Here is a 22,811-nt window from a genome sequence, read left to right as displayed (position 1 = left end):
GACCATCGGACGGGAGACGGGAGCGGCCCGGCGAACGCGGGCCGAGGGGCGATGCCCGCGCCTACGGCGCCGGCATCGTTCAGCGCGAGTCGGCGATTCAGCGCGCGGACGGCTGCGCGATCCGCGCGTTCACCGCGTCGACGAGCGCGGTGATCCGCGCACGGATCGCGGCGTTCGAACCGACGAGCGCGAGCGACGACGCCATGATCCGGTAGATCCGCTTGCGCGGCACCTTCGCCGGCGTCGCCGGATCGAGCCACGCATCGTGGCCGGCCAGCAGTTCGAGCGTTTCGAGGCCGATCATGATCGGCCACAGGCATGCGAGCCGCAGCCGCACGAAGCGGCGCGGAATCGCGAGCGTGTAGCGGCACGCGTCGCGATACTGGTCGAGCGTCACGCGCAGCAGGTCGACCAGCACGCCGCGCGCGCGCGCCGACGCATCGGGTGTCATCAGGTCGGCGACGCCGACGCCGTATGCGGCCAGCACGTCCTCCGGCAGATAGCAGCGGCCGATCCGCAGGTCCTTCGCGCAGTCGCGCAGGATGTTGGTCATCTGCAGCGCCTTGCCGAAACGGATGCCCTTCTCGCGCATGTCCGGCACGTCCCAGCCGCGCGCGGCGCGCGTGTGTGCGCCGGTCATGTCGGTCCAGAATTCGCCGACGCAGCCGGCGACCAGGTACGTGTAGCGATCGAGCTCGGCACGGTTCGGCAGCGACGCGACGCGGCCCGACTGTTCGTCGGGGAACGTGCGCAGGTCGAATTCCATCCCCGACGTCAGCGTCGCGACGACCTTGCGGATCGAGGCGCAGTCCGCATCCGGCTGCGCGCGCAGCAGCGCGAGCATCGGCTGCATCGAGCCGAGCAGCACGTGTTCGTGCGAATCCGTCTGCATCCGCGTCACGTCCTCGAGCGAGCGCGACAGCGCCGCGCCGTCGCCGAGCCGCTCGATTTCGTTCCGCAGGTCGGTCAGCAGCGCCGCGCGGCGATCGGGCGCGACGAGCGCCGTGTCGGCGATCGTGTCGGCCGCGCGCGCGAGCAGGTAGGCCAGGCCGACCGGGTCGCGCATGCCGTCGGGCAGCACGCGCAGCGTCAGGTAGAAGGAGCGGGAAACGTTCTTCAGCAGGTCGCCGAGCAGGTAGGCGGGATCGGTATGCGTCGTCATGGGTCGGTAAAAATCGGCCGGCGCGGGCCCCGGACGCACGCGGGCGCCGGGCGCCCGCGCCGGCCCGCGAGTCGCCGCATCGCCGTGCGCGGGCGGGTGTCGGCCCGGCGCGGCGATGCAAAAGTCCCGCAAGTTTAGTGCATCCGGCGACCACGCTCGCGATCCGTCCGACGAAGTGAGCGCGCAACCGCCGAACCGCGTCGGCGCGACGATCGCGGCGCCGGCTGGCGGCGACGGGCGGATCGCACCGTCTCGACCGCGACGTGTTCCCGCAATTCTCGCGCCTGACGCGACAACAAAACAGAAAGGCGCAAGTAATACATATGTAATGCTCCGGTGCGACGATCGCGTCCCGTTCGCTCACGCGGCCCCGCATCGCCGGACCGCTTGCCCTTTCACCGACTTCCGTTCCGAAGGTTCATCGACATGCTCTTCCCGCGCCCGACCGCCCTGCGCTGCATCCCGTTCGCCTGTGCCGCCGCCGTCCTGCTTGCCGCCTGCGGCGGCGACGACGTCTCGGCGTCCGATCCCGCTCGCCCGATCTCCGCGAAGGTCCAGGTCGTCGGCCATCGCGGCGCGAGCGCGCTGCGCCCCGAGCACACGCTCGCGTCGTACCGCAAGGCGATCGAGGACGGCGCGGACGTGATCGAGCCCGACCTCGTCGCGACCCGCGACGGCGTGCTCGTCGCGCGCCACGAGAACGAGATCTCCGGCACGACGAACGTGTCGACGCTGCCGCAGTTCGCGAGCCGCAAGGCGACCAGGACGATCGACGGCACGCAGCTGACCGGCTGGTTCACCGAGGACTTCACGCTCGCCGAGCTGAAGACGCTGCGTGCCCGCGAACGTATTCCGCAGGTGCGCCCGGCGAACACCGCGTACAACGACCAGTTCGAGATTCCGACCTTCGACGAGATCGTCGCGCTCGCGAAACAGATGTCCGCGCAGACCGGCCGCACGATCCACCTGTATCCGGAAACCAAGCACCCGACCTACTTCCAGTCGATCGGCCTGCCGCTCGAGGATCGTCTCGTCGACGCGCTGCTGAAGGATCCGTACACGGCGCGCACGGCGACCGTCTACATCCAGTCGTTCGAGGTCGCGAACCTGAAGGCGATCCGCAACCGGATCAAGTCGAGCCAGCCGAACTGGAAGCTCGTGCAGTTGATGGACGAAGCCGGCCAGCGTCCGTACGACTTCGTGAAGGCGAACGACAAGCGCACTTACGGCGACCTGTCGACGCGCGACGGGATGCGCGAGATCGCGTCCTATGCGAACGGCGTCGGCCCGTACAAGACGTCGATCATCGCGGTGGCCGCGGACGGCACGCTGCAGCAGCCGACGTCGTACGTGCGTGACGCGCACGCAGCCGGCCTCGTCGTGCATCCGTATACGTTCCGCCCGGAGAACAACTTCCTGCCCGCGTCGCTGAAGGATGGCGGCACGCCGGCCACGCGCAACACCGCGGGCTCGGTGCGCGAGATCCAGGCCTACCTGCGCGCGGGCATCGACGGCTTCTTCACCGACGATCCGGCCGTCGGCCGCACGGCCGTCGATACGTTCAAGCGTTGAGCGCGCTGAACGTGCCGCATACGATGAGCCGCTGAACATGCGGCAACCGGGCGCGGCGCATCGCGTGCCGCACGCCGGTTGCCGCGCCGTGGTCAGATCACGCGGAAGTGGTGCGTGCCGTCCCGCTTCAGCTGGTCGACCAGCCCGTATTCCCAGTCGAGATACGCCTGCATCGCGGCGGCCGCGTTGTCGGTGCCTTCGTACGGGCGCCGGTAGCGATCGACGCGCGGCGACGCGAGGCGTGTCTCGCCGTGCTCGAGCGGCAACCCCGCGTCGATCCACGCGGCCGTGCCGCCGGTCAGCACCGAGATCGCCGCGGAAGCCGGCAGCCACGCGCGCGCGTCGTCGGCCGCGAACCGCGCGAGCAGGCTCGATCCGCACGTGAACACATAGCGCCGCGCCGGCGGAATCGCGGCGAGCGCGTCGCGCAACTGCGCGCGCACGACGAACCACGCGCCGGGGATATGGCGCTTCACGTAGTTCGCGCTGGCCGTCACGTCGACGATCGCGAGCTCGCCCGCGGCCGCCTCCTTCAGCCAGCCCGCGAGCGTCGCGGGCGACACCTCGCTCACCTGCGGCGTCGCGGGCACGTCGCGCGGCGGCTGGCCGCGCTCGGTGAACGCCGCCGTGCCGGCCGGCTCGAGCACCCGCACGTCCCAGCCCATCTGCGCGAGCCACGACGCGGTCATGTCCGCGCGCACGCCGTCATCGTCGGCGAGCACGATCCGCGCGCCGCGCACGGCCGCGTGATGGTCGGTCTCCTGCACGAGCTGGCCGCCCGGCGTGCCCAGGAAGCCCGGCAGATGGCCGGCCTCGTATTCCTCCGGCGTGCGCACGTCGAAGCGGTACAGCGTGCGGCCCGGTTCGTCGAGCGCGGCGAGCTCCGCGAGCGCGATGCGCGGCACGCCCGCGCGCTCGGCCACCGCGCGCGCGGCGCGGCGTGCTTCCTCACGCTGCGCGGGTGCGATCTCGTCCGGAAAGCGTCGCGCGGCGCCGTGCTCGAGCGTCTGGCCGGCGAGCGTCCAGCCGATCGTGCCGTTGCGCAGTGCCGCGACCGGGTTCGGCAACCCCGCGTTGACGAGCGACTGCGTGCCGATGATGCTGCGCGTGCGGCCCGCGCAGTTCACCACCACCTGCGTCGCCGGATTCGGCGCGAGCGCGCGCACGCGCAGCACGAGTTCCGCGCCCGGCACGCTCGTCGACGTCGGGATGTTCATCGTCTGGTATTCGTCGAAGCGGCGCGCGTCGACGATCACGACGTCGGCCTTTTCATCGATCAGCGCCTGCACCTCCTGCGCGGACAGCGACGGCGTATGGCGCTCGGCCTCGACCCATTCGCCGAACGACTTGCTCGGCACGTTCACGTCGATGAACAGTTCGCCGCCCGCGGCGAGCCAGCCCGCGAGGCCGCCGTCGAGCAGCCGCACGTCGGTATAGCCGAGCTGCGCGAGTTTCTCGGCCGCGCGCGGCGCGAGATCCTCGCCGCCGGCTTCGCCGAACACGACGATCGGCGTGTCGCGGCGCGGAATGCGCGTCCATGCGTCGAGTTCGAGCTTCGACAGCGGAAAGTTGGCGGCCCACAGCGGGTGGCCCTGCGCGTAGGGATCTTCCTCGCGCACGTCGATCAGCGCGAGCTCGTCGCGGGCCAGCAGGCGCGCGCGTACGTCCTGGTACGACGCGACGGGGAAACGGGAAGTGGAATCAACGGATTGCGTCACGATGTCTCTGTCGGATTCTGTTGGAGTCGGTGAAGAAAGCACATGGAAAACGGATGCAGCTCGATGCCCGCGGGCACGCCGTCGCAACGGGGCGCCGGCGACTTGCGGCGTCATGCGTCCGGTCACGCGTTCGAATAGCCGGACACGAACGGCTTCACGGTGCCGTCGTCCAGGAACACCGCACGTTCGACCTGGCCGATGTTCGCGCCGTACACGTGAATGCTGACCGACACCTGGTCGTCGAACGCGTTGGTCACGCGATGAACGTCGCCGATGCGCGGCGACACGGCCTCGACGTCGCCCGGCTGCAGCCGTACCGCGTCGCCCGCCGGCACCGGCCTGCCGGCCGCGTCGAACCGGTACGGTTGCGAAAACTCGCCGCCGCGCAGCATCCCGATCAGCCCCCACACCGTGTGGTTGTGGATCGGCGTCGTCTGGCCGGCCCCCCACACGAAGCTGACGACAGAAAACCGCGCGTCGGGATCGAGATGCAGCAGGTACTGGCAGTAACGCTCGGGATCGGGCTGCGCGAACGCGTCGGGCAGCCAGTCGTCGTGCGCGACGAGCGCGGCCAGCAGCGCGCCGCCCTCGTCGAGGATGCGCGCCTCGTTCGCGCCGGACGCGAGCAACGCGCCCAGCCCGTCGACGAACGGACGCAGCGGCGTCTGCTGCAACGAAAGCGTACTCATCGGCTGCCTCCTCGAATATGATGCCGAATATGATGGATCGTCATGATGCACCTGAAATACCATGCAGAACAAACATGAAAATTAGCGATATCGACGCTTTTGCAGCGGTCGTTCGCGGCCAGACGCTGAGCCAGGCCGCGGCCGAGCTCGGCATGACGCAGCCCGCGATCACGCGGCGCGTGCAGAACCTCGAGGAGGCGCTCGGCGTCACGCTGCTCGACCGCAACACGAAGCCGCCGCGCCCGACCGACATCGGCCTGCAGGTGTTCGAGCAGTGCCGCGCGATCCTGCGCGAAGTCGACGCGCTGCGCGAACTGACGGCCGGCCAGCGGCCGCCCGCCGGCGAATTCCGCGTCGGCCTCACGCAAGGGCTCGGCGAGCTGATGCTGCCCGGCCTGATCGCGCAGCTCGCCGCGCAATGGCCGGCGCTCGCCACGCAGGTCACGACCGCGTGGGGCGGCATGCTCGTCGAACGCGTCGCGCACCGCGAACTCGACGCCGCGCTGGTGTTTCTGGCCCGCGAGATGGTGCTGCCGCCGCACGTCGAAGGCGAGCGGCTGCTGGCCACGCGGCTCGTCGCTGTCGGCCGCAAGGGCGACTGGCCGCGCCGCAGCTACCGGCTCGCCGACTGCCAGGCGCGCGGCTGGGTGCTCAATCCCGACGGCTGCGGCTTTCGTGCGGGGCTGCGCCGCGCGCTCGACGCGCAGGGGCTGCCGATGCCGGTCACGCTCGAAGCCTACGGCCGCGACCTGCAATTGCAGAGCGTCGCGAACGGCTTCGGGATCGGGCTGATGCCGCTGCCGCTCGTCGAAGGCAGCCCGCTGCGCGACGCGGTCGACATCGTCCCGCTCGCCGATTTCAAGCCGCAGATCGATCTGTGGCTGCTGCACCGGCAGGACGCCGCGCGCTTCAAGGCACCGCTCACGGCCGTGGCCGCGCATGCGCGCACCGCGTTCGCGCTGCCGGCGGATGCGGCCGGGCACGACGAAGCCGCTTGACCACGCGCGACGGCGCCTGCGCGGCGGCGTCGCGTTGGCGTTGGCCTTTGCGTTGGCCTTTGCGTTGGCCTTTGCGTTGGCCTTTGCGTTGGCCTTTGCGTTGGCCTTTGCGTTGGCCTTTGCGTTGGCCTTTGCGACCACCATCCCGCCGCCCCGCTCACGCATCGCTGTCGCGACCGGATACCGGCACGTCGCGTGACGTTCCGCCCGCTTCCGCTTCCGCGTTCGTGGCAGCGCGTCGCGCCGCCGCGTCGAGCACGGCCCGTCCGGCGGCCACCGCGATCGCATCGTCCTGCGGCGTATGCACGCGGCTGCACAGCACGTCGCGATAGTGGCGTTCGAGCGGATTGTGGCGGCTCAGCCCGTGATTGCCCGACAGCTTCAACGCGTGCTCGACCGTGCGGATCGCCTGTTCCGTCACGGTCCGCTTGACGAGGCCGCTCGTCGTCACCGTCGGCGGGTCGCCCGCATCGGTGCGCGCGATGTGCTCGTCGAGCAGCACGCGGTTCGCATGCAGCCACCCTTCGATCTCGCCGACAGCCTCCTGCACGCGCGGCAGCGTCGCGAGCGGCGCACCGAGCCCGCTCGGCGCGCGCGTCGTCGCGAAATCGAGCAGCCAGTCGCGCGACGCGCGGGCGACCGCGTCGTAGAGGCTGCCGAGCAGCGCGACCATCCAGGCCTGCTGGTCGGCCTGCGCATCGACATCCGCATGACTCGCGGCCGACACGGCCCACGCATCGGGCGCGCGCACGTCCACCGCATGATCGGCGGGCAGCCGCACATCGTCGAACACCACCTCGTGACTGCCCGATGCGCGCAGGCCCAGGTGATTCCAGCTTTCGATCACGCGGATGCGCGCATCGACTTCCGTGTCGCGCTCGCGCCGCACGAGGAACACGCCGACGCGCGGCTCGGGTTCGTCCGTGCGGGCCCACACGGCCAGCCAGCGCAGCGCCGGAATGCCGGTGCTGTACAGCTTGTGGCCGGACAGCCGCCAGCCGTCGCCGTCGCGACGCGCGATCGTTTCGGGCAGGCCGCCGCGCGACGGCGAACCGAGCGCCGGCTCGACGCGCAGCGCGTTGATCAGCGCGCCGTCGGCAACCGCGCTGTCGAACACCGCACGCCGCAGGCGCGCGGGCCAGCGGTTGTCCGCGCGGCCGAGCGCGCGATGCTGCAGGTAGGTCATCGTCAGCACCAGCGCGGTCGCCGGATCGGCGCGCGCGACCGCGGCCACGATCCGGCTCGCCTGCGCGAGCGTCGCGCCCGCGCCGCCGTGCTCGCGCGGCACGACCTGCGCGATCAGCCCGGCGCGATGCAGCCGCGCGAAGTTCTCGTGCGGGAAACGGCCGTCGACATCGTTGCGGGCGGCGTCGGCCGCGAGTTCGGGCGCGAGACGCGCGAGCAGCGCGGTAACGCGCGCATCGTCGGCAGGCAGGTGGCGCAGCGACGACTGGGACGACTGGGACGACTGCGACGATAGCGGCGAGGAAGCGGCAAGGCTGGCGGACATCGGTACGGATTCCCTCGGTGACTGGGTAGCGGGATAAAACGTCGTGGCGAAGATCGCTCGGCGAATGGCGGCGGTGGCTCGTGGAGCCGGCGGCAATCGGCGCTGGGTTCGCCGGGGGCGCGTGGCGTGGATCCGGGGCGCTCGCGCACGCATCGGCCGCATACCTCTGCCTTCGACCCGCCCCCCGCTTCCGAACCCGATGCCGATCCGGCTCCCGTCGTGTTGATCCGGCGCGCAAGCCCCGCTCGACACGCAGCCGGCGCCCATTCGGCCCGATCGTGAGCCCATAGCGTATGCGCAACGCACACGCGCCCAAACCATGCAAATCTGATATTCAATTCGGGATTGATTATTTCCGTTCCGCATGATCCCGGCGGTAATCTGCGCTCCATTCCCGCCCGGCCGGCCATCGCTGGCCGCGCCGGGCCGTCCTTGCATCGGAGACCCAGATGAGCGTCGAATTCATCGGCATGATCCAGAGCCAGAAGCAGTCGGAAATCCATCCGCCTGCCGGCCCCGTCGTCGACCCCGACTACGTGCGCGACTTCGCCCGCGCCCACGAAACGGCCGGCTTCGACCGGATCCTCGTCCCGCATCACTCGACCGGCCCGTCGGCGACGCTGACGATCGCGTTCGCGGCCGCGGCGACCGAGCGCATCCACTTCATGCTCGCGCATCGCCCCGGCTTCACCGCGCCGACGCTCGCCGCGCGGCAGATCGCGACGCTCGACCAGTTCAGCCGCGGCCGGCTCGCCGTGCACTTCATCTCCGGCGGCTCGGACAGCGAGCAGCAGCGCGACGGCGATTTCCTCGACCACGACGCACGCTACGCACGCACCGACGAATACCTCGGCATCCTGCGCCGCATCTGGACCGACACGCAGCCGTTCGATCACGACGGCGCGCACTACCGCTTCACGCAGGGTTTTTCGGAAGTGAAGCCGTTCCAGAAGCCGCACGTGCCGATCTACTTCGGCGGTGCCTCGGAAGCGGCGCTGGAAGTCGCCGGCAAGCACGCGGACGTCTATGCGCTGTGGGGCGAATCGCTCGACCAGGTGCGCGACCTGACGACGCGCGTGCGCTCCGAAGCCGCGAAGCACGGCCGGCAGGTGCGCTTCTCCGTGTCGTTCCGGCCGATCCTCGCGGCGACCGAAGACGAAGCGTGGGCGCGCGCGCACCGGATCCTCGACGAAACCCGCCGGCTGCGCGAAGCGGCCGGCCTCGCCACCGGCGGCCCGCAGCAGAGCGAAGGCGCGCGGCGCCTGCTCGCCGCGGCCGAACGCGGCGCGCGCGTCGACAAGCGGCTGTGGACCGAGATCGCGAAGCTCACCGGCGCGCGCTCGAATTCGACCGCGCTGGTCGGCACGCCCGAACAGGTCGCCGACGCACTGCTCGACTACTACGACCTCGGCGTGACGACGTTCCTGATTCGCGGCTTCGATCCGCTCGAAGACGCGATCGACTACGGCCGCGAACTGATTCCGCGCGTGCGCAGCGCCGTCGCGGCACGCGACGCGGCGCGCCGCGCGGCCTGACGTTAAGGGAGCCGCCGACCATGTCCGCCGTCCTGTCTTCGTCCTCGCCCGTGCGCACCGCGTCGGGCCTCGTCCTCGCCGACACGCCGCGCCAGCATTTCTGGTTCGATCCGCCCGCGCCGCGCTTCGACGTCGCCGCCGAGCGCCGCCACCGGCAGGAGCGGCTCGCGGCCGCGTTCCGCCTGTTCGCGCGCTTCGGCTTCGCGTCGGGCCTCGCCGGCCACATCACCGCGCGCGACCCGGAACTGCCCGACCACTTCTGGGTGAATCCGCTCGGCGTGCATTTCTCGCAGATCAAGGTGTCGGACCTGCTGCTCGTCAATTCGCGCGGCGAAACCGCGATCGGCAACCGGCCGCTGAACAAGGCCGCGTTCGCGATCCATGCGGCGATTCACGACGCGCATCCGCATCTCGTCGCGGCCGCGCATACGCATTCGACCTACGGCAAGGCGTGGTCGACGCTCGGCCGCCCGCTCGACCCGCTGACGCAGGACGCGTGCGTGTTCTACGAGGACCACGCGCTGTTCGACGACTTCACCGGGATGGTCGTCGATACGAGCGAAGGCGCGCGGATCGCGGATGCGCTCGCGAAGCCCGACGGCACCACGCACAAGGGCGTGATCCTGAAGAACCACGGCATCCTGACGGCCGGCCCGACGGTCGAGGCCGCCGCGTGGTGGTACATCGCGCTCGACAACGCCGCGCACACGCAGCTGCTGGCCGAAGCGGCCGGCACGCCGCAACCGATCGATCATGCGACCGCGCGACACACGCACGGCCAGATCGGCGGCCCCGACGGCGCATTGCACGCGTTCGACAGCCTGTTCGCGCGCGTCGTCGCCGACGAACCCGACCTGCTCGACTGAGCGCCCGCCGCACGACCGGAACCGGAGACCACACCATGACCAAAACCACCGCACCCGCGCCGACCGGCGCCCATGACGACAAGCGCCGCCGGCTGCTGCGCGCGGCCGGGGCCGCCGCGCTCGCCGCACCGGCGATCACGCTCGGCCGCAAGGCCTGGTCGGCGCCGCCGCTGAAGAAGCTCACGTTCGCGTGGAACCAGAACGCGTTCTGCCTGACGCCGATCGTCGTCGCGCAGGAGAACGGCTTCTTCGAGAAGAACGGGCTGAAGGTCGAACTGATCAACTACAGCGGATCGACCGACCAGCTGCTCGAATCGATCGCGACCGGCAAGGCCGATGCCGCGGTCGGGATGATCCACCGCTGGCTGAAGCCGCTCGAAGCCGGCTTCGACGTGAAGATCATCGGCAGCTCGCACGGCGGCTGCGTGCGGCTGCTCGGGTCGAAGACGGCGGGCGTGACGACCCTGCAGGCGCTGAAGGGCAAGACGGTCGGCGTCAGCGATCTCGCGGCGCCCGGCAAGCATTTCTTCTCGATCCTGCTCGCGAAGAACGGCATCGATCCCGAACGCGACATCACGTGGCGGCAGTATCCGGCCGACCTGCTCGGCGTCGCGGTCGACAAGGGCGAGATCCAGGCCATCGCCGACGGCGACCCGAACCTCTATCTGCTCGAGAAGCGCAGCAACGGCGCGTACACCGAACTCGCGACGAACCTGTCCGGCGAATACGCGCGCAAGGTGTGCTGCGTGATCGGCGCGCGCGGCGACCTCGTGCGCAACGACCGCCCGGCGGCCGCCGCACTCGCGCGCTCGATCGTGCAGGCCACCGAGTACACGCACGACAACCCGAACGAAGCCGCGAAGGCGTTCGCGAAGTACTCGCCGAAGATCAACCCCGACGACCTGCGCAAGCTGTACGCGACGCTGACCTACACGCACCACCCGACCAACGTCGACCTGCAGCAGGAAATCGCGTTCTACGCGGACGATTTCCGCCGCATCAGCGTGCTGAAGAAGAGCACCGACCCGCAGCGCTTCGCGCAGCAGGTCTATGCGAACGTGCTGGGGTGACGCGATGTCGACGATCGAACACGCGTCCGCCGCGCGCACCGCGTCCACCTCGGGCAATGCCGCCACCGCGGCGCCGCCCGCGACTGCCACGTCCCGTCCCGCGTGCACGGCCTGCGACGCGACGCTCGCGGCCGAAGCCCGCCGCGCACGCAGCTGGCCGACCGGCGTCGTCGCGGCGCTCGCGTGGGCCGCGCTCGGCGCGGTGACCTACGTGTGGCCGAACCGCGTCGTCGGTTTCACCGACTGGGCGTACACCGACACGTTCGGCATCGCCGCGTGGGCGATCGGCGCGCTGCTGCTGGCCGCCGCGACGCTCGGCCATCGCGTGCCGGCCACGCGCGCGCGGCTCGCCCGCGTGCGCCCGGCCGGCCCGTGGCTCGTGGCGCTGCCGCTCGTGCTCGCAGTGTGGGAAATCGTCACGGCCAAGACCGGCTGGCTGCCGACGCCGTTCTTCGCGCCGCCGCAGGCGCTGATCGAGGTCTACGCCGACGACTGGCCGCGCCTTGCCGGCAGCGCCGGCAACACGCTGAAGCTGCTTTCCCTCGGGTTTGCGTACGGCGTCGCGGTCGGGTTCGCGGTCGGCGTATCGATCGGCTGGTCGCGCCGCATCGGCTACTGGGTGCATCCGGTGCTGCGCGTGCTCGGCCCCGTGCCGGCCACCGCGCTGCTGCCGCTCACGTTCTACTTCTTCCCGACGAGCTATTCGGCCGCCGCGTTCCTGATCGCGCTGTCGACCGGCTTCCCGGTCGCGGTGCTGACGTGGTCGGGCGTCGCGAGCGTAAACCGGCAGTACTACGACGTCGCGCGCACGCTCGGCGCGAACGCGCGCTTCCTCGTGTTGCGCGTCGCGATTCCGGCCGCGCTGCCGCACGTGTTCGTCGGCATCTTCATGGGGCTGAGCGCGTCGTTCACGGTGCTGGTCGTCGCCGAGATGATGGGCGTCAAGTCGGGGCTCGGCTGGTATCTGAGCTGGGCGCAGGGCTGGGCATCGTACGTGAACATGTATGCGGCGCTGATCGTGATGGCGCTGCTGTTTTCCGGGCTGATCGCGCTGCTGTTCGCGGTGCGCGACCGTGTGCTCGCGTGGCAGAAAGGAACCGTCAAATGGTAAGCGCCGCCGTTCTCGAATCGTCCGTTGCCACGCCGCCCGCCGCGCTCGACGCCACGGCGCCGCGCGGCGCGCGCATCGACATCCGCCGCGTGAGCCACGCGTTCGACGGCCCCGGCGGCCCGCTGCCGGTGCTCGACGACGTCACGCTGTCGGTCGCGGCCGGCGAATTCGTCGCGCTGCTCGGCCCGAGCGGCTGCGGAAAATCGACGCTGCTGCGGCTCGTCGCGGGCCTCGACGCCGCGCGGCAAGGCACGATCGCGCAGGACGGCGCGCCGATCGAACGGCCCGATCCGTCGCGCATCGTCGTGTTCCAGGATCCGACGCTCTACCCGTGGCGCCGCGTGCGCGCGAACGTCGCGCTCGGCCTCGAGGCGCGCGGCGTGGCCCGCACGTTGCAGCATCGCGTCGACGATGCGCTCGCGCGCGTCGGGTTGCAGGAATTCTCGAACGTGTTTCCGCATCAGCTGTCGGGCGGGATGGCGCAGCGTGTCGCGCTCGCCCGCGCGCTCGTCAACGATCCGCGCCTGCTGATCCTCGACGAACCGCTCGGCAAGCTCGATTCATTGACGCGTCTGACGATGCAGGCCGAGCTGACCGCGCTGTGGCAACGCGACGGGTTCTCCGCGCTGCTCGTCACGCACGATGTCGAGGAAGCGCTGTTTCTCGCGCAGCGCGTGATCGTGTTCGGGCCGCGGCCCGCACGCATCGTCGCGGAACTGCGTGTCGACCTGCCGTATCCGCGCCATCGCGGCGACCCGCGTCTCGCCGAACTGCGTCACGAAGCGCTGCGGCATCTCGGACTCGATGCGAGCTGGTAGATGCGCAGTGCCTTTCGCAGGATGGCCGGTGCGCGGCAAGGGCCGCGCCGATGAACGCGCCGCCGTTCGCCGACTGGGCGCTCCTGTTCCTGCAACTGCTGTATCGCGCACAGATCGCGTTGGCCCGGGTGCTGCATGCGACCGGCCTGACCGGCGATGCCGACGGACAGGCCGCGTGGCCCTGGGCACACCGCATCGCGCTCGAAACGCTGCGCATCGACGCGGGGCTCACGCGACAGCTTGCATTCGCCATCGCGATGACCACGCTCGCCGCGGCGCTCGGCTGCATCGCACTCGTGTCGCGCAAGTGGCGGGCGGCAGCGGTAATCGCCGCGCTGGCCGTCGCGTGGTTCGCGCCGTGGCCGCCGCCGTCGCTGTGGCTCGCGCCGGCGGTGCCCACGAGTTTCCAGCGCAGCCCCGCCGCGTTTTCCGTCGTGAACCTGATGCGCGGCGCGCATCTGTATGCGCAGCATTGCGCAGCCTGTCACGGCGCGGACGGCCGCGGCGAAGGCCCGCTCGCGGCGAGCCTCGCGCATTGGCCGCCGACCTTCGCGGGCGCACTGCTTGCCCGCCGGCTCGACGGCGAACTGTATTGGCGCATGCGGCACGGTACGCGCGACGCGCGCGGCGCGGCGTCGATGCCGGGCTTTGCCGCGACGCTCGGCCCGGCCGACACCTGGGCCGTGCTCGATTACCTGAAAGCGCTGTCAGCCGGCAGCGGCGCGCAGGCGGAAGGGGCGTGGCCCGTGCCCGTTCCGCTGCCGGCGCTCGACGTGCGCTGCGGCAGCGCCGCGCCGCAACCGCTCGAGCGCTGGCGCGAAGGCCAGCGCGTGCGCATCGTCGCGCTCGCGCCGGGCGGCACGCCGCCTCTGGAAGACCCGCGCTGGCAGACGCTGCTGGTCACCGCCGGCGATCCGTCCACGCCGCCCCCGCCGGTCGGCACGCGCGCGAACTGCGTCACATCGACGCCCGATGCATGGCAAGCGTTCGCGACGATTGCGGGCGTGCCGACCGCTGCGTTCGGCGGCACGCAACTGCTTGCCGACCGGCGCGGCTGGCTGCGGGCGCGCGCGTTGCCGGGCAGTGCGGGCTGGTCGGCCGACGACTTGCTGTGCCGCTCCGATGCCGCGGCGCGAGCGCCGGCCGGCGCCGCGAACGTCGATCCGCTGACCGCGCTGCTGCTGCGCGTGGACGCCGAACCCGTACGCGACGTGCAGGCCGGGCTCCCGCATTGAATCCCTGAACCGCTTTCCCGACGAACCGAACTTCACGATGAATCCGACCCGACGCCACTTCCTCGCGCAAGCGAGCGCCCTCGCCGCCGCCACCTTCGCCGCCGCGCCGACCACGCTGCATGCGCAATCGGACGCGCGGCCGCTGCTGCGTGCCGGCGACCAGAAAGGCGGGCTGCGCGCACTGCTCGAAGCGGCCGGCGAACTGAACGGCCTCGCGTACGACATCGCATGGACCGAATTCCCGGCCGCCGCACCCCTGGCCGAAGCATTGAACGCGGCGGCCGTCGACTGCGGGCCGATCGGCGACGCGCCGGTGATCTTCGCGCTCGCCTCGGGCGCCCGCATCAAGGTGATCGGCGCGAACCGGTCCGACCCGTACGGCACCGCCGTGCTCGTGCGGCCCGACGCGACGCTGAAGGACGCCGCCGACCTGAAAGGCAAGCGCATCGGCACCACGCGCGGCTCGATCGGCCATTTCGTCACGTTGAAGGCGCTCGACGCGGCCGGCCTGCCGCCCGACGCCGTCTCGTTCCGCTTCCTGCCGCCGGCCGACACGATGCTTGCGCTCGCAACCGGTTCGATCGATGCGTGGGCGACGTGGGAACCCTATACGGCCCTCGCGGAAACGAGCGGCCGCGCGCGCGTGCTCGTCAACGGCCGCGGTCTGTGGTCGGGCTTCAGCTACATCGCGGCGACCGACGCGGCGATCGCGTCGAAGCGCGAGGTGCTGCACGACTTCCTGCAACGGGTGGTGCGCGCGCAGGCCTGGTCGTACCGGCACGTCGACGCGTATTCCGCGGCACTCGCGCGCATCATCGGCATCCCGCCGGCGGCCGCGAAGCTGCAGTTCGAGCGCCGCAACACGCGCTGGCAGCCGATCGACGCGACGGTGATCGCCGGGCAGCAGCGCACGGCCGACTTCTACCTGAAGGCCGGGCTGCTGCGCCAGCCGCTCGACGTGCGCACGACCTTCGACCTCGGCTTTCCGCTGGCATGACCAGCCGCGGCCGTGCGGCGGCCTGCAACCGCCCAAACGGCTTTCGCACGATCTGGCACAATCGCGATTCGACCATCCTGCCCGTGTCAGCCAGCGTCATGCCAGCCATCTCCGAACTCTTCGTCTACCCGATCAAATCCTGCGCCGGCATCGCGCTGTCGCGCGCGCAACTGCTCGAAACGGGCCTCGCGTACGATCGCCACTGGCTGATCACCACCCCGGACGGGATGATGATCACGCAGCGCACGCACCCGCGCCTCGCGCTGATCCGCACCGCGCTCGAGCACGACGCGCTCGTGCTGAACGCGCCGGGCATGCCCGAGATCCGCACGCCGCTCGACGGCGACGCGACGCCCGCCACGCCGAAGATGGCCGCGACCGTCTGGCGCGACACCGTCGACGCGATCGACACGGGCGCCGCGACAGCCGCATGGCTCACCGAATTCCTCGGCACGCCGCTGAAGCTCGCGCGCTTCGGCGCGGATGCGCGCCGCGGCTGCAACCGCAAATGGACCGGCGACATCGACACGCACACGCAGTTCGCGGACGGCTATCCGCTGCTCGTGATCGGCCAGTCGTCGCTCGACGACCTGAACGCGAAGCTCGTCGCGAAAGGCGCGCCGGCGATTCCGATGAACCGCTTCCGCCCGAACATCGTCGTGTCGGATCTCGATGCGTATGAAGAGGATTTCGTCGAGCATCTCGACGCCGAAGGCGACACACCCGTGCGGCTGCGCCTCGTGAAGCTGTGCACGCGCTGCCCGATGCCGACGATCGACCAGGTGACCGGCGCGCCGAACCCGGCGTGGCCGCACGAGCCGACCGACACGATGCAGACCTATCGCGCGAATCCGAACTACGACGACGCGCTGACGTTCGGCATCAATGCAATCGTCGTCGAAGGCGCGGGAGCCTGGCTGGAGGTCGGGCAGTCGCTCGAAGCGGAGATCGGATTCGGCGATTGAGCGATTGGGCGAACCAGCCCTTCTACTGCGCCGCCGTCGGCAACATCACCGTCACGATCAACCCGCCTCCCGCCGCATCGGCCAGCGTCACGCTGCCCTGATGCACGCGCGCGATCTCGCGCACGATCGACAGCCCGAGCCCCGTGCCTTCGACCGTCTGCGTCTTGCTGCCGCGATGGAAGCGCTCGAACACCGCGTCGCGCTCGCCAGCCGGAATGCCCGGCCCGTTGTCGATCACGTCGAGCCGCGCATGGTCGCCATCGCGCGACACGCGCACCGTGATCACCGCGCGGTCGCCCGAATAACGAATCGCGTTGTCGATCAGGTTGCCGATCAATTCGCCGAGCAGGTCTGCTTGGCCGAGCACGTCGACATCCGCCTCGTGCTCGAAGCCGAGATCGATGTCGCGCGCGCGCGCGACCGGCGACCAGTCGAGCGTCACGCTGCGCGCGAGCCGGTGCAGCGCGACCGGCTGGTGCGCGACCGCCTGACCGCTGTCCGAATCGAGCCGCGACAGCGACAGCAACTGCTGGACGATCTTCGCGGCCTGCCGCACCGCACCGTTCACGCGCCGCAGATGCACGTTCACGCGCGGCTGCTCGTCCGGCCGCAACGCCAGCTCGACGCCGGCCTGCACCGCCGCGAGCGGGGTCTTCAGCTGATGGGCCGCGTCCGCGAAGAAACGCCGCCGCGCGACCTGCATCCGCTGCGTGCGGCCGATGTACTGGTTGATCGACTCGACGAGCGGCGCGAGTTCGCTCGGCATGCCGCCGGTATCGAGCGGCGTCGGATCGCCGTCGCTGCGCGCGGCAACCGTCGCCGACAGCCGGTTCAGCGGCCGCAGCCCGCGCCCGACGCCGAGCCACACGATCCCGAGCGCGAGCACGACGAGCAGCCCCTCCTGCAGCAGCGAGCCCATCAGGATCTCGCGCGCGAGCGCCTGGCGCGCCTCGATCGTCTCGCCGACCATCACCCACACGATGCGCGTCTGCGCGGTCGGCACGTCGTGCACCGGCACGCGCAACGCGGCCATGCGCAACTGCTCGCCGCGATAGACGACGTTGTAGTAGCGCGTGACGAATAGCGTGCCGTCGCCCTGCGGCAGCGGCAGGTCCGGATAGCCGGTGATCGTGCGGCCGTTGTCCTCGCGGATCAGGTAATAGATCTTGCCGCCGTCGCCCGACTCGAACATCTCGAGCGCGAGATACGGCAGGTCGACCTCGATCTCGCCCTCGTTGAACCGCACGCCTTCGCGGATCGACTTCAGAGACGACGACAGCGTGCGGTCGAACGCGACGTGCGCGGCGCTCATCGCGCGCTGGTACGTGAGCCACGAGTCGAGCGCGAGCAGCCCGAGCAGCGGCAGCAGCAGCCACAGCGCAACCTGTGCACGCAGGTTCGGGCGTGTCACCATGCTGCCCGCCGGGCTGCACCAGCCAGCGTGGCGGAGAACGCGTGCGGCCTCGCTCCGCGCCCGCGCAGCCGGCCGGCTTTGCCAGGCCGGCCGCGGATGGCTGGCGCGCCCGCGGCAAGCAGCGAACGTGTCGATCCCGAGCAGCGCTTTGGCGCGTACCGCGGCCCCATGCAAAGAAGGCAAGCCTGGCGGTGGTTCATCCGGCCGCCTTCGCTTCGAGCAAGTATCCGAGGCCGCGCAGCGTGACGATCGCGACGCCGGTGTTCTCCAGCTTCTTGCGCAGCCGGTACACGTAGATCTCGATCGCATCCGCGTTGACCGACTCGTCGAGCCCGAAGATCTTCTCCGACAGCGTCTCCTTGTTGATCGCGCGGCCGTTGCGCAGGATCAGCACCTCCAGCACCGAGCGCTCGCGCGGCGTGAGCGGCAGCGGTTCGCCGGCGAGGTGGAAGCTGCGGTCGATACTGTCATACGAAAGCGGCCCGCACTCGACCCGCGAATGCTCGTGGCCGAGGCTGCGCCGGATCAGCGCGCGGGCGCGCGCCTCCAGCTCGGTCAGCTCGAACGGCTTCGCGAGGTAATCGTCGGCGCCGAGATCGAGCCCCTTCACGCGGTCCTCGACCGAGCCGTGCGCGGTGAGGATCAGCACCGGCACCGGATTGCGGCGCGCGCGCAGCCGCCGCAGCACCTCGAGCCCGTCGAGCTTCGGCAGCCCGAGATCGAGGATCACCAGCGCGTAGTCCTGCGTGCGCAGCACATGATCCGCCGCCTCCCCGTCCGCCATGTGATCGACCGCGAAGCGCGCGGCACTCAGCGCGTCGTTCAACGACTGCGCAAGGTTCGGGTTGTCTTCGACGAGCAGCACACGCATGGGGACCTCGGGAAATCCATGACACAAAGGACACTATTGTGAACCGAAATGAAAGCAGGCTGAAAGTGCCTCGCAATTAACATCCGCGTCACTCGAACAACACACACGCGTAACTGGAGGAAGACATGCCGTTTGCACCGAAGCAGCTCGCCGCCGCGCTGGCGATCGTCCTGGGCACCGCCGCCGGCGCCGCCACCGCGCAGGTTCCGGCCGGGTATCCGGGTAACTACCAAGGTGTCGTCGACGCCGCGAAGAAGGAAGGCAAGCTGATCGTCTACTCGACGACCGACACGGGCCTCGTGCGCCCGCTGATCAAGGACTTCGAAAGCCTGTATGGCGTGAAGGTCGAGTACAACGACATGAACAGCACCGAGCTGTACAACCGCTACATCAGCGAGAACGCCGCGAGCAGCACCAGCGCCGACGTGCTGTGGAGCTCGGCGATGGACCTGCAGGTCAAGCTCGTCAACGACGGCCTGATGACGTCGTACGATTCGCCGGAAAGCGCGAACGTGCCGCAATGGGCGCAATACCAGAAGCAGGCATACGGCACGACGTTCGAGCCGCTCGCGATCGTCTACAACAAGCGGCTGATTCCCGAGAACGAGGTGCCGAAGACGCGCACCGACCTGATCAAGCTGCTCACGTCGCAACCCGACAAGTTCAAAGGCAAGCTGACGACGTACGACGTCGAGAAATCCGGCGTCGGCTTCAACGCGCTGACGCAGGACGCGCACCTGAACGAGAAGGTCACGTGGGAGCTCGTGAAGGCGATCGGCGCGACCGGTCCGAAGCTGCAGTCGAGCACCGGCGCGATGATGGAGCGCATCTCGTCGGGCGAGAACCTGATCGGCTACAACATCATCGGCTCGTATGCGTACGCGAAGGCGAAGAAGGACAAGTCGATCGGCTACGTATTTCCGAAGGACTACACACAAGTCGTGAGCCGCCTGGCCACGATCTCGAAGAAGGCGAAGAATCCGAACGCCGCGAAGCTGTGGGTCGACTACCTGCTGTCGAAGCGCGGCCAGACGCTGATCGCGAACCAGGCGAACCTGTACGCGATTCGCACGGACGTGACCGGCGAAACGTCGGCCGCGAGCCTCACGAAGGAACTCGGCGATTCGCTGAAGCCGATCCCGATCGGCACCGGCCTGCTCGTCTATCTGGACCAGTCGAAGCGGCTCGCGTTCCTGAAGCAATGGCAGCAGGCGATCAAGAGCTGATCCGCTGATCGGCTTCGGCTTCGGCCTCGGCCGACCGACGGCCGCCCGCCGCACGCCGCGCGGTCGGCCTCCTTCCCCTTACCGACTTCCTAGAGGCGGCCATCCGGATGGCCGCAGGGGCGAACTCATGCTTTCAACCAGCACACGCGGAGCGGCGCCGGCCGTTCCACCCACCACCGGCCAGGGCGGCGCGATTCCCGCGCTGCAGGTCAGCAACCTGCAGCCGCTCGCCGGCATGCTGCGCTGGATCGTCGTCGCGGTGCTCACCGTCGCGGTCGCGCTGCCGCTCGGCTTCATCCTGTTCCAGAGCCTGCTGTCCGCGCCGTTCTTCGACGCGAACAAGACGCTCGGCGTCGAAGGCTTCCGCTTCATCTTCACCGACCCGGACTTCTGGTCGGCCGTGAAGAACTCGTTCATCATCGCCGGCGGGATGCTGTTCATCTCGATCCCGCTCGGCGGCATCCTCGCGTTCCTGATGGTGCGCACCGACCTGCCCGGCCGTCGCTGGCTCGAGCCGCTGCTGCTCACGCCCGTGTTCGTGTCGCCGATGGTGCTCGCGTTCGGCTACGTGGTCGCGGCCGGCCCGGTCGGCTTCTATTCCGTGTGGTTCAAGGAACTGTTTGGGGTACAGAACGTTCCATGGAACGTGTACTCGATCTTCGCGATCACGATGATCGTCGGCCTCACGCACGTGCCGCACGTGTACCTGTACTCGTCGGCCGCGCTGCGCAACCTCGGCTCGGACGTCGAGGAAGCCGCGCGCGTGACGGGGGCGCGGCCGTTCCGCGTCGCGCTCGACGTGAGCCTGCCGATGACGATGCCCGCGCTGCTGTTCGCCGGCGTGCTCGTGTTCTTCCTCGGCTTCGAGGTGTTCGGGCTGCCGCTCGTGCTCGGCGATCCGGAAGGCCACCTCGTGCTCGCGACCTACCTGTACAAGCTGACCAACAAGCTCGGCGTGCCGTCGTATCACCTGATGGCCGCGGTCGCGGTGTGCATCGTCGCGATCACGTTCCCGCTCGTGCTGCTGCAGCGCCGCCTGCTGAAGACCGCGAACCGCTTCGTCACGGTGAAGGGCAAGGCCGGCCGTGCGACGGTGCTGCCGCTCGGCGTATGGCGCTGGGTCGCGCTCGCGATCGTCGCGCTGTGGCTGATGCTGACGGTGATCGTGCCGATCTCGGGCATCGTGCTGCGCGCGTTCGTGAGCAACTGGGGCGAAGGCGTCGCGCTCGCCGAAGCGCTGACGCTGCAGAACTTCGTCGAGCTGTTCGAGCAGGACAACCTCGTGCGCGCGATCGTCAACACGCTCGGCATCGGCGTGATCGGCGGTGCGCTCGCGATCGGCTTCTACTCGCTCGTCGCCTTCGCCGGCCATCGCCGCAACGACTGGGCGACGAAACTGCTCGACTACCTCGTGCTGCTGCCGCGCGCGGTGCCGGGCCTGCTCGCCGGTCTCGCGTTCCTGTGGATCTTCCTGTTCGTGCCGGGCCTGCGCGAGCTGAAGAATTCGATGTGGAGCATCTGGATCGCATACACGGTCGTGTGGCTCGCATACGGGATGCGGCTCATCCAGAGCGCGCTGCTGCAGGTCGGCCCGGAACTCGAGGAAGCCGGCCGCAGCGTCGGCGCGACGCGCAGCCGCGTGTCGCTCGACGTGACGCTGCCGCTCGTGCGCTTCGGCCTGCTCGCCGCGTGGCTGCTGATCTTCATGATCTTCGAGCGCGAATACTCGACCGCCGTCTATCTGCTGTCGCCCGGCACCGAAGTGATCGGCGCGCTGCTCGTGTCGCTGTGGGCGACCGGCGCCGTCGACCAGGTTGCCGCGCTCTCTGTCATCAACATCGCGATGGTCGGCGCCGGTCTCGGCGTGGCCCTGCGCTTCGGAGTGAAACTTCATGGATAAGCTCATCGTCGACGACCTGCATCTCAGCTATGGCGCCAACCCGATCCTCAAGGGCGTGTCGTTCGAACTGAAGGCCGGCGAAGTCGTGTGCCTGCTCGGCGCGTCGGGCAGCGGCAAGACCACGCTGCTGCGCGCGGTGGCCGGCCTCGAACAGCCGTCCGACGGGCGCATCCAGCTCGACGACCGCGTGTTCTTCGACGGCGCGCGGCACGTCGACCTGCCGGTCGAACAGCGTTCGCTCGGCCTCGTGTTCCAGTCCTACGCGCTGTGGCCGCACCGCACCGTCGCCGACAACGTCGGCTACGGGCTCAAGCTGCGCCGCGTGGCGCCGGCCGAACAGAAGCGCCGCGTGCAGACCGCGCTCGACCAGCTCGGCCTCGGCCACCTCGCCGAGCGCTTTCCGCATCAGCTGTCGGGCGGCCAGCAGCAGCGTGTCGCGATCGCGCGTGCGCTCGTCTACAACCCGCCGGTGATCCTGCTCGACGAGCCGCTGTCGAACCTCGACGCGAAGCTGCGCGAGGAAGCGCGTGCGTGGCTGCGCGAGCTGATCGTGTCGCTCGGGCTGTCGGCGCTCTGCGTGACGCACGACCAGACCGAAGCGATGGCGATGTCCGACCGCATCCTGCTGCTGCGCAACGGCCGCATCGAACAGGAAGGCACGCCGGCCGAGCTGTACGGCGCGCCGCGCTCGCTGTACACGGCCGAATTCATGGGCAGCAACAACCGCATCGATGCGCGCGTCTCGGCCGTCGACGGCGAACGCGTGACGCTCGCCGGCGACGGCTGGGAGCTGCAGGCGCTCGCCCGCGACACGTTCGCGCCGGGCCAGGACGCGCAGGCCGTGATCCGCCTCGAACGCGTGCAGGTCGCCGACGGCCCGGGCGCGAACCGGCTGCAGGCCGACCTCGTCACGTCGATGTATCTCGGCGACCGCTGGGAATACCTGTTCCATTGCGGCGAGATGCGCCTGCGCGCGTTCGGCCAGGTGCCGCGCGCGGCCGGCAAGCACTGGATCGAATTCCCGACCAACGACTGCTGGGCGTTCGCGAAAGCGGGCTGACCCGCGTCGCGGCGGCTCGTGTGCCGCCGCGCAGGCATTCAGGCGCACATCCCTTTGCGACTCGAATCGGCGGACGCTTCATGGCGTCCGCCGA

19 protein-coding genes are annotated in these 22,811 nt (G+C 69.9%); 13 read left to right on the top strand and 6 right to left on the bottom strand.

Annotation, left to right across the window (positions count from 1 at the left end; all coding sequences use genetic code 11):
* Positions 1-97 precede the first annotated feature (97 nt).
* On the bottom strand, positions 98-1,162 hold the full coding sequence (locus NQV17_RS12455) for a phytoene/squalene synthase family protein (RefSeq protein WP_257772507.1): 1,065 nt from the start codon (positions 1,160-1,162) through the stop codon (positions 98-100).
* 426 nt (positions 1,163-1,588) lie between these two features.
* Between NQV17_RS12455 and NQV17_RS12450 the strand changes: the two genes are divergently transcribed.
* Complete coding sequence (locus NQV17_RS12450) at positions 1,589-2,734, top strand: glycerophosphodiester phosphodiesterase (protein ID WP_257772506.1); 1,146 nt, start codon at positions 1,589-1,591, stop codon at positions 2,732-2,734.
* A gap of 92 nt (positions 2,735-2,826) precedes the next feature.
* Here the strand turns inward: NQV17_RS12450 and NQV17_RS12445 are convergent, their stop codons facing one another.
* Both NQV17_RS12445 and NQV17_RS12440 read right to left on the bottom strand, forming a co-directional pair.
* Complete coding sequence (locus tag NQV17_RS12445) at positions 2,827-4,452, bottom strand: rhodanese-related sulfurtransferase (RefSeq protein ID WP_257772505.1); 1,626 nt, start codon at positions 4,450-4,452, stop codon at positions 2,827-2,829.
* 122 nt (positions 4,453-4,574) lie between these two features.
* Complete coding sequence (locus NQV17_RS12440) at positions 4,575-5,141, bottom strand: cysteine dioxygenase (RefSeq protein ID WP_257772504.1); 567 nt, start codon at positions 5,139-5,141, stop codon at positions 4,575-4,577.
* A 74-nt stretch (positions 5,142-5,215) separates the two neighbouring features.
* Between NQV17_RS12440 and NQV17_RS12435 the strand changes: the two genes are divergently transcribed.
* Entirely contained in the window at positions 5,216-6,139 is a 924-nt protein-coding gene (locus NQV17_RS12435) for a LysR family transcriptional regulator (RefSeq protein WP_257772503.1), read from the top strand.
* A 157-nt stretch (positions 6,140-6,296) separates the two neighbouring features.
* Here NQV17_RS12435 and NQV17_RS12430 read toward each other — a convergent pair whose 3' ends face one another.
* Positions 6,297-7,649: an acyl-CoA dehydrogenase family protein gene (locus NQV17_RS12430; protein ID WP_257772502.1), complete on the bottom strand. Its 1,353-nt coding sequence runs from the start codon at positions 7,647-7,649 to the stop codon at positions 6,297-6,299.
* Positions 7,650-8,098: 449 nt separating this feature from the next.
* Between NQV17_RS12430 and NQV17_RS12425 the strand changes: the two genes are divergently transcribed.
* The 8 genes from NQV17_RS12425 to NQV17_RS12390 all read left to right on the top strand — a co-directional run bounded on the left by NQV17_RS12425 (position 8,099) and on the right by NQV17_RS12390 (position 16,246).
* Entirely contained in the window at positions 8,099-9,184 is a 1,086-nt protein-coding gene (locus tag NQV17_RS12425) for an LLM class flavin-dependent oxidoreductase (protein WP_257772501.1), read from the top strand.
* Positions 9,185-9,204: 20 nt separating this feature from the next.
* A complete protein-coding gene (locus NQV17_RS12420) occupies positions 9,205-10,050 on the top strand; it encodes a class II aldolase/adducin family protein (protein WP_124484933.1) in 846 nt (281 codons plus the stop codon).
* A gap of 35 nt (positions 10,051-10,085) precedes the next feature.
* Positions 10,086-11,120, top strand: a complete 1,035-nt coding sequence (locus NQV17_RS12415; protein ID WP_044842987.1) for an ABC transporter substrate-binding protein — start codon at positions 10,086-10,088, stop codon at positions 11,118-11,120.
* 4 nt (positions 11,121-11,124) lie between these two features.
* Positions 11,125-12,231 carry an ABC transporter permease gene (locus NQV17_RS12410; protein ID WP_257772500.1) on the top strand — a complete coding sequence of 369 codons (1,107 nt, stop codon included), beginning with the start codon at positions 11,125-11,127 and terminating at the stop codon, positions 12,229-12,231.
* Positions 12,225-13,049, top strand: coding sequence for an ABC transporter ATP-binding protein (locus NQV17_RS12405; protein ID WP_257772499.1), 825 nt, complete (start codon positions 12,225-12,227; stop codon positions 13,047-13,049). The genes NQV17_RS12410 and NQV17_RS12405 overlap by 7 nt, the downstream gene beginning before the upstream one ends.
* A 50-nt stretch (positions 13,050-13,099) precedes the next feature.
* Positions 13,100-14,284: a cytochrome c gene (locus tag NQV17_RS12400; RefSeq protein ID WP_257772498.1), complete on the top strand. Its 1,185-nt coding sequence runs from the start codon at positions 13,100-13,102 to the stop codon at positions 14,282-14,284.
* Positions 14,285-14,321: 37 nt separating this feature from the next.
* Positions 14,322-15,281: an ABC transporter substrate-binding protein gene (locus NQV17_RS12395; RefSeq protein WP_257772497.1), complete on the top strand. Its 960-nt coding sequence runs from the start codon at positions 14,322-14,324 to the stop codon at positions 15,279-15,281.
* 98 nt (positions 15,282-15,379) lie between these two features.
* Positions 15,380-16,246: an MOSC domain-containing protein gene (locus NQV17_RS12390; protein ID WP_124485076.1), complete on the top strand. Its 867-nt coding sequence runs from the start codon at positions 15,380-15,382 to the stop codon at positions 16,244-16,246.
* A 22-nt stretch (positions 16,247-16,268) separates the two neighbouring features.
* Here NQV17_RS12390 and NQV17_RS12385 read toward each other — a convergent pair whose 3' ends face one another.
* A complete protein-coding gene (locus tag NQV17_RS12385; protein ID WP_257772496.1) occupies positions 16,269-17,660 on the bottom strand; it encodes a sensor histidine kinase in 1,392 nt (463 codons plus the stop codon).
* A 196-nt stretch (positions 17,661-17,856) separates the two neighbouring features.
* A complete protein-coding gene (locus NQV17_RS12380) occupies positions 17,857-18,531 on the bottom strand; it encodes a response regulator (protein WP_044842980.1) in 675 nt (224 codons plus the stop codon).
* A gap of 125 nt (positions 18,532-18,656) precedes the next feature.
* Here NQV17_RS12380 and NQV17_RS12375 point away from each other — a divergent pair, with 125 nt between their 5' ends.
* The 3 genes from NQV17_RS12375 to NQV17_RS12365 all read left to right on the top strand — a co-directional run bounded on the left by NQV17_RS12375 (position 18,657) and on the right by NQV17_RS12365 (position 22,717).
* Positions 18,657-19,757: an ABC transporter substrate-binding protein gene (locus NQV17_RS12375; protein WP_044842979.1), complete on the top strand. Its 1,101-nt coding sequence runs from the start codon at positions 18,657-18,659 to the stop codon at positions 19,755-19,757.
* Positions 19,758-19,884: 127 nt separating this feature from the next.
* Positions 19,885-21,657, top strand: coding sequence for an iron ABC transporter permease (locus NQV17_RS12370; protein ID WP_257772495.1), 1,773 nt, complete (start codon positions 19,885-19,887; stop codon positions 21,655-21,657).
* Positions 21,650-22,717, top strand: coding sequence for an ABC transporter ATP-binding protein (locus NQV17_RS12365; protein ID WP_257772494.1), 1,068 nt, complete (start codon positions 21,650-21,652; stop codon positions 22,715-22,717). Before NQV17_RS12370 ends, NQV17_RS12365 begins: the two co-directional genes overlap by 8 nt.
* Positions 22,718-22,811 lie beyond the last annotated feature (94 nt).

Source organism: Burkholderia sp. SCN-KJ, assembly GCF_024656005.1.
Lineage (GTDB): Bacteria > Pseudomonadota > Gammaproteobacteria > Burkholderiales > Burkholderiaceae > Burkholderia.
The sequence above is the reverse complement of the archived record's forward strand: the minus strand, read 5'-3'. Positions and strand labels throughout refer to the sequence as shown.